Origin of the sequence: Microvirga brassicacearum (assembly GCF_008757455.1) — a bacterium.
Taxonomy (GTDB): domain Bacteria; phylum Pseudomonadota; class Alphaproteobacteria; order Rhizobiales; family Beijerinckiaceae; genus Microvirga; species Microvirga brassicacearum.
Genome location: NZ_VCMV01000059.1, coordinates 1 through 6361, shown reverse-complemented (window position 1 = coordinate 6361; position 6361 = coordinate 1). Strand labels below are relative to the sequence as shown.

Sequence of the window (6361 nt, the reverse complement as noted above, 5' to 3'; positions counted from 1 at the left end):
CACCCTAACCCTCCCCACAAGGGGGAGGGAATCCCCGCCGTCCCGCCCGACGAGCCCGCCCGCACACCTTGCGGCAATCCTCTCGTTGCAGGCTTGCTTCCGGCCCGCTACATCGGGCTGATGATCCGCGAACTCGCCAATCCGACCCGCTTCATGCGCCTCAGCGGCCTGCTGCTGCCGTGGCTGTCGGGAGCGGCCGGGATCCTGCTCGCGGTCGGGCTCTATCTCGTCTGGTTTGCCTCGCCGGCCGATTACCAGCAGGGCGAGACCGTGCGGATCATGTACATCCATGTGCCGGCGGCCTGGCTCGGGCTGTTCTTCTACATGATCATGGCGGCCTCCGCCCTCGGCACCCTCGTCTGGCGCCATCCCCTCGCGGACGTGTCGCAGAAGGCCGCCGCCCCCATCGGCGCCGCCTTCACGCTGATCTGCCTCGTCACCGGCTCCCTCTGGGGCAAGCCCATGTGGGGCACCTATTGGCAATGGGATGCGCGGCTCACCTCCATGCTGGTCATGCTGCTGATCTATGGCGGCATCCTCGCCCTCTGGCGCGCCATCGAGGAGCCCAACCGCGCGGCGCGCGCGGTGTCGATCCTGACCCTCGTGGGCGCCGTCAATGTGCCGATCGTCAAGTTCTCGGTCGATTGGTGGAACACCCTGCACCAGCCGGCCTCGGTCTTCCGCCTCGACGGACCGACCATCCACCCGTCGATGCTGGTGCCGCTCCTCGTCATGGCGCTCGCGTTCACATTGCTAGGATTGGCGCTTCACCTGTCCGGCATGCGCACCGAAATCCTGCGCCGCCGCGTCCGTACGCTCACCATCCTCGAGGCCGAGCGCCTCGATGCGCAGGCGGCCTGACCATGCCGCACGCGGTCTTCATCGCCGGGGCCTATGGGGTGACGCTGCTCATCGTCGCGGGCCTGATCGTGCGCGCAGTGATCGATTTCCGGCTGCAGAAGCGCGCGCTGGCGAGACTCGAAGCGCGCGGCGCCGGGCGCCGGTCGGCCCGCCAAAAAACACCGCAAGGAGCGGCGTAGCGCCATGACCGCAAGCGGTCGCGATGCTGTCCCCGCCCCGCCGGCTCCGGAAAAACCACGGCGCCGCATCCTCTTCCTGTTGCCGGTCGTTGTTTTCGTCGGCCTGGCGCTGCTCTTCGTCTTCCGCCTCGGTGGCGGCGATCCCTCGCAGGTGCCCTCGGCTCTCATCGACAAGCCGGCGCCGAAATTCACGCTCGCGCCGCTCGAGGGCTTGGTCGCCAACGGCAAGCTCGTGCCGGGCCTCTCGGATGCGGATTTCCGCGGCCGGGTGACGGTCGTGAACGTCTGGGCCTCCTGGTGCGGCCCGTGCCGGCAGGAGCATCCGTTGCTCGTCGAGTTGGCGAAAGACCCGTCGATCCAGGTCGTGGGCATCAACCAGCGCGACAATCCCGACAATGCGCGCCGCTTTCTCGGTGCGCTCGGCAATCCGTTCGCGGCCGTCGGCACCGACCCGAAGGGCCGCGCCTCGATCGATTGGGGCGTCTACGGCGTCCCCGAAACCTTTATCGTCGGCCCCGACGGCATGATCCGCCACAAGCATATCGGACCGCTCACGGTGGAGGCGATGCCGGGGTTCATGGCGCGCCTGAGGAAAATCCCGCCCGCTTGAGCCGAACGATCGCTACGTCGAGAGCGCTCAGGAAAGCCGAACGGTCCCTCGGCGAGAAAGGCCTCGGCCCGCCCGAGACGTCGCCCATGGCGCGCAGATCCTCCATCAGGTTGCGCGTCGCCAGCGCCATGCCGATGGACGCTTCGGTGAAAGGCCGCCCGGTGGGGCCGATCACGTCGGCGCCGGCCTTGACGCAGCGGCTGGCGAGAGGAATGTCGGCCGTCACCACGATAGCGCCGCGCCGGGCGCGCTCAGCGATCCAGTCATCCGCGGCATCGAATCCGGCGCCGACGAGGACCCGCTCGATGAGCGGATCGCGCGGCACGTTGATGAAGCTGTTCGCCACCACGAAGACAGGGGTTCGGTGGCGCTCGGCGACCCGGTAGATTTCGGGCTTCACCGGACAGGCGTCGGCATCGATGTAGATTTCGATGGCTTGAGGTGGCGTCGTCATCGATAATAAATGTCCCGCATCGAGCACTGTTTCGCCAGAATCCAATGACACGTCCTGCGACATCAGGCGAGGACCTGACGGTTTTTAGAAAGTTCGCCCAACCGTGAGACCGACTGACGGTTCCCCGAGCCGCAGCCATGTGCCCCTGCGGCCGCGGATCGCCTCCGCGTGGATGTCGCTCCGGCACTTGCGCACCACCCACCAGATCAGCGAGGCGACGCAGCGCCTGATTCGCGAGGCGGACGTGGCAGCCCTGCGCCGGGCCGGCATCGCCCGCATGGTCGTCGCCGCGCTCCTGATGCTCACCGTGCTGCTCGCGACCGCCGGCCTCGACATGTCGCCTGCCGCCCACAAACAGATTCGCGCGGCGACGCTGACGCTCACGCTGTTCGGCGCGCTGGGCTGGGCCGGAGCGTGGCTGGCCTCGCGGCGCATCGCCGTCAACAAGCTGCCGGCGGTCACCGCGAGCATCGACGCGCTGCTGGTGCTGGGCAATCTTGCCTACAGCCATTGGGGCATCGGTCTGGAGGGCAATCTGTTTTCGATCTTTCCGGTCACGTGGGTGGTGCCGATCACCATGGCGGCGGCAGCGATCCACTATCAGCCGCGGCTGCAGATCTATGTGGCGGCCGTCTATGTGATCGGCCTGTCGCTCTTGGCTTTCGCCGAGCCGATGATCGATCTAAGCGGAGCCGGAACCGATCTCGGCGAGCTCGGCGGTTTCTTTTCACCGCAAGCCAACCTCGTGCGCGTCGTGATGGTGCTGGCGGCCGCGCTGATCCTGATTCTCGTTGCGCGCCAGGGTCGCCTGCTGCTCGAACGCGCCGTGCAGGAGACGACCTTGCGGGTCAACCTCACGCGCTATCTGCCGCGCGAACTTGCACCGATCCTGTCCGATCGGGCCTTCGACGCCTTGCGGGCGGGCCAGCGCATCACCGCCACGCTGTTGTTCGTCGACATCCGCGATTCCTCGAGCTTCGGCGAGAACATGGATCCGGCGCGGCTTGCCATCTTCATCGCGTCGTTCCGCCGCCGGGTGATCCAGGCCGCTGCCATGCATGGGGGCATGATCGACAAGTTCGCGGGCGACGGCGCGCTGATCCTGTTCGGTGTGCCGGAGGCGAAGCCCGACGACGCGGCCCGGGCGCTTGCCTGCGGCCGCACGCTGCTCGATCTCGTCGAGCGCTGGAACGCCAAACGCGGATTCGAGCCGCCGTTGCGGGTGGGGATCGGCATCCACACCGGCGAGATGTTCTGCGGCGTGGTCGGAGACGCGGACCGGCTCGAATTCACGGTCCTCGGCGAGACCGTCAATACCGCAGCGCGGATCGAACAGGCCACCAAGGCCGTCCGTTGCGACTGCCTCGTATCGCAAGAGGCCGTGGTGGCCGCGGGCGAGGAAGCCTTGTGGACCGAAGTCGAGTGCCCGCCGCTTCCGGGCGTCACGCGCAGGCTCGTGCTGATGGGGCCGAAGGCGGGCCCTGCTTAGAACCGCCGGCGTTTGACCCTCCCCACAAGGGGGAGGAGCGCGCGTGGGTGCTCCGTCCCCGGCCCCTAAGCTTCCTTCTTGTTCGCGTCGTAGCGCAGCAGCAGCGGCGTCTGTGCGAGGGCGAACACGATGGTGAGGGGCACGATGCCCAGCACCTTGAAGCTGACCCAGAAATCCCATGTCTGCGTCCGCCAGACGATTTCGTTCAGGGCCGCCAGCACGAAGAAGAACAGCGCCCAGCGGAGCGTGAGCTTGCGCCAGCCCTCATCGGTCAACTCGAACATGCTGTCGAGCACGACCTGCAGCAGGTTCTTGCGAAAATAGAGGCCGCCCAAAAGGATCACGCCGAACAGGGTGTTCACGATGGTGGGCTTGAGCTGGAAAAAAACCTGATCCTGCAGGTAGAGCGTCAGCCCGCCGAAGATGAGAACCACGATTCCGGAGATCAGCGGCATGATCGGCAATTTGCGGATCAGCCCATAGCTGATCGCCAGCGCCACCACGGTCGCGACGATGAACAGGCTGGTGGCCGCGTAGACGCGCTGATCGTCCACATAGCCGAACCGGTCCGCATACGCATTGGCGAAGAAGAACAGCGCCAGGGGACCAAGTTCGAGGACCAGCTTGAGGAGCGGCGGGAGGCGTTTTTGATCGGTCATTCGGGTCTTTTACATGAAGTTCGGGCGAGAGGGATACTGACGGGATGGCGCGGGAACGCCGACGCGCTCCCTCCCCCTTGCGGGGAAGAGTTGGAGGTGGGGGTCGAAAAGCGGGATCCACGCGCATTGGAGTCGAGACGAAGACGGCGTTGCGAGCGTCATTTCAGAACCGCACGGCCAGTCGACCCACTCCCACCCTCGGTCCCTCCCCGCAAGGGTGAGGGAAGAATGTCGCGCTCAACCATGCTCCAGTCCCGCGATGGCGCGGGCGAAATCCCGGGCCGCGAAGGGCTCCAGATCCTCCACGCCCTCGCCGACGCCGATGAAATGGACCGGGAGACCGAATTTGGCCGCCAGCGCCACCAGGATGCCGCCCCGCGCCGTGCCGTCGAGCTTGGTCATCACCAAACCGGTGACGCCGGCGATCTTCTGGAACAGCTCGACCTGGCTGAGCGCGTTCTGGCCGACGGTAGCATCGAGCACCAGAAGCGTCGCGTGCGGCATGGCCGGATCGCCCTTCTTCAGCACGCGCACGACTTTTTCCAGTTCGGCCATGAGGCCGGCCTTGTTCTGCAATCGTCCCGCCGTGTCGATAATCAGCACGTCCGTTCCGGCCGCCTTGGCCTCCACCAGCGCATCGAAGGCAAGGCCCGCCGCATCCGACCCTTGCGGGCGGGCGATGACGGGGGCGCCGACGCGCTCGCCCCAGACCTTCAATTGCTCGATGGCGGCGGCGCGGAAGGTGTCGCCAGCGGCCAGCATGACGCTCAGGCCCTGCTGGCGGAATTTCTGCGACAGCTTGCCGATGGTGGTCGTCTTGCCGGCTCCGTTCACCCCCACCATGAGGATCACATAGGGTTTCGTCGACCGGTCGATGACGAGCGGCAGGGCCACGCCGGCCAGCGTCTTCTCGACCTCCTGGGCAAGGATCGCCCGGACCTCGTCGGGAGCGATTTCCTTGTCGTAACGGCCAGCCGAGACCGCCTCGGTGATGCGCATGGCCGTGGCGACGCCGAGATCCGCCCGCACCAGCGCGTCTTCCAGCTCCTCGAGGGTGGCGTGATCGAGCTTTCGCTTGGTGAACAGGCCGGTGACGCTGTCCGACAGGGAGGACGAAGTCCGCTTCATGCCCTGCGACAGCCGCTGCCACCAGCTTTGCGGGGCGGGCAACGGCTCGGTGATTGAACCAGCAGCCGGCGCCGGGGTGAGCGGCGCCAATGCGGCCGGCCCCACATCCTGCTCGATCGGCTGAAGATCCGCGCCCGCGATCTCGCCCGCTGGCGGCGCAGGCGGAAGGTCGGGCGACGACGGCGTGACGACAGGCTCGGGCGCTTCCGGGGCGGTGACGGCCGTGGTGAAGGCAAGGCCGGCCTCTCCCGGGCCGGGCGCGACAGAGGTCGGTGCCTCGGCGACGGAAGGCTCGGCCGCCGTCGGCTTCGTCTCTTCGTCCGCCGGGCGACCGAACAGACGCGAGAAAAATCCGGGCTTGTCGGGCTTGGTGTCCGCCATGGAGTGTCGCCGCCTCTTTACTTGATGTGCAAGCCTCGATAGCCGAGGCCTCATGAATGCGGAAGAGATAGTATCGAGGCTGCTCTTTCGCGATGCCCTGATGCTCGTGATCGACAAACCCGCCGGATTGCCCGTCCATCCCGGCCCCAAGGGTGGCGAGACGCTGACGCATCATCTCGATGCCCTCCGCTTCGGTTTGCCGCGCCGGCCCGAGGCGGCCCACCGCCTCGACAAGGACACGTCGGGCTGCCTGATCCTCGGCCGCCATCCGAAGGCGCTCGCCCGGCTGAACGATCTCTTTCGCCGCAACGAAGTCGACAAGGTCTATTGGGCCGTGGTGGAAGGCGGCCCGGCCGGGGACGAGGGCGAGATCGACCTGCCGCTGGCACCGAAATCCCCCGATCGCGGCTGGTGGATGAAGGTCGACCCGAAAGGCCAGCCATCGCTGACGCAATGGCGGGTATTGGGGCGAAGCGCCGAGGAACTCTCCTCCCCCTTGTGGGGAGGAGTTGAAGGTAGGGGTGCCAGCGGCGAACCCTCGAGCGTGGAATCACCACCCCCACCCCTGACCCCTCCCCACAAGGGGGAGGGGTCAGGGGT

At 66.9% G+C, this 6361-nt stretch carries 8 protein-coding genes; 5 read left to right on the top strand and 3 right to left on the bottom strand.

All coding sequences use genetic code 11. The annotated features are described in order from the left end of the window. Positions 1-120 precede the first annotated feature (120 nt). From FEZ63_RS21570 to FEZ63_RS21560, 3 genes are read left to right on the top strand one after another with little or no spacing between them, the layout of a single operon-like run. On the top strand, positions 121-861 hold the full coding sequence (locus tag FEZ63_RS21570) for a heme ABC transporter permease (protein WP_150948522.1): 741 nt from the start codon (positions 121-123) through the stop codon (positions 859-861). Positions 862-863: 2 nt separating this feature from the next. Next, positions 864-1040 (top strand): heme exporter protein CcmD, encoded by a 177-nt coding sequence (gene ccmD / locus FEZ63_RS21565; protein WP_201274245.1) that lies wholly within the window; start codon positions 864-866, stop codon positions 1038-1040. A gap of 4 nt (positions 1041-1044) precedes the next feature. Beyond that, positions 1045-1650 carry a DsbE family thiol:disulfide interchange protein gene (locus tag FEZ63_RS21560; RefSeq protein WP_150948516.1) on the top strand — a complete coding sequence of 202 codons (606 nt, stop codon included), beginning with the start codon at positions 1045-1047 and terminating at the stop codon, positions 1648-1650. On the opposite strand, the gene FEZ63_RS21555 is transcribed toward FEZ63_RS21560, so the two are convergent. Then, a complete protein-coding gene (locus tag FEZ63_RS21555; protein WP_150948513.1) occupies positions 1616-2104 on the bottom strand; it encodes a YaiI/YqxD family protein in 489 nt (162 codons plus the stop codon). The two genes, FEZ63_RS21560 and FEZ63_RS21555, sit on opposite strands and share 35 nt — an antisense overlap. Positions 2105-2207: 103 nt before the next feature. On the opposite strand from FEZ63_RS21555, the gene FEZ63_RS21550 reads away from it, so the two are divergent. Then, positions 2208-3593 carry an adenylate/guanylate cyclase domain-containing protein gene (locus FEZ63_RS21550; RefSeq protein WP_150948510.1) on the top strand — a complete coding sequence of 462 codons (1386 nt, stop codon included), beginning with the start codon at positions 2208-2210 and terminating at the stop codon, positions 3591-3593. A 65-nt stretch (positions 3594-3658) separates the two neighbouring features. On the opposite strand, the gene FEZ63_RS21545 is transcribed toward FEZ63_RS21550, so the two are convergent. Next, positions 3659-4252 carry a septation protein A gene (locus FEZ63_RS21545; RefSeq protein WP_150948507.1) on the bottom strand — a complete coding sequence of 198 codons (594 nt, stop codon included), beginning with the start codon at positions 4250-4252 and terminating at the stop codon, positions 3659-3661. A gap of 237 nt (positions 4253-4489) precedes the next feature. After that, complete coding sequence (ftsY, locus tag FEZ63_RS21540) at positions 4490-5761, bottom strand: signal recognition particle-docking protein FtsY (RefSeq protein ID WP_150948504.1); 1272 nt, start codon at positions 5759-5761, stop codon at positions 4490-4492. 52 nt (positions 5762-5813) lie between these two features. On the opposite strand from ftsY, the gene FEZ63_RS21535 reads away from it, so the two are divergent. Further along, a partial coding sequence (locus FEZ63_RS21535; protein ID WP_244622926.1) for an RluA family pseudouridine synthase occupies positions 5814-6361 on the top strand: 548 nt, incomplete at its 3' end.

Coding starts and splice junctions, on each gene's coding strand:
- FEZ63_RS21570 (WP_150948522.1), top strand. CDS start 121: ATGATCCGCGAACTCGCCAATCCGACCCGCTTCATGCGCCTCAGCGGC.
- ccmD (WP_201274245.1), top strand. CDS start 864: ATGCCGCACGCGGTCTTCATCGCCGGGGCCTATGGGGTGACGCTGCTC.
- FEZ63_RS21560 (WP_150948516.1), top strand. CDS start 1,045: ATGACCGCAAGCGGTCGCGATGCTGTCCCCGCCCCGCCGGCTCCGGAA.
- FEZ63_RS21555 (WP_150948513.1), bottom strand. CDS start 2,104: ATGACGACGCCACCTCAAGCCATCGAAATCTACATCGATGCCGACGCC.
- FEZ63_RS21545 (WP_150948507.1), bottom strand. CDS start 4,252: ATGACCGATCAAAAACGCCTCCCGCCGCTCCTCAAGCTGGTCCTCGAA.
- ftsY (WP_150948504.1), bottom strand. CDS start 5,761: ATGGCGGACACCAAGCCCGACAAGCCCGGATTTTTCTCGCGTCTGTTC.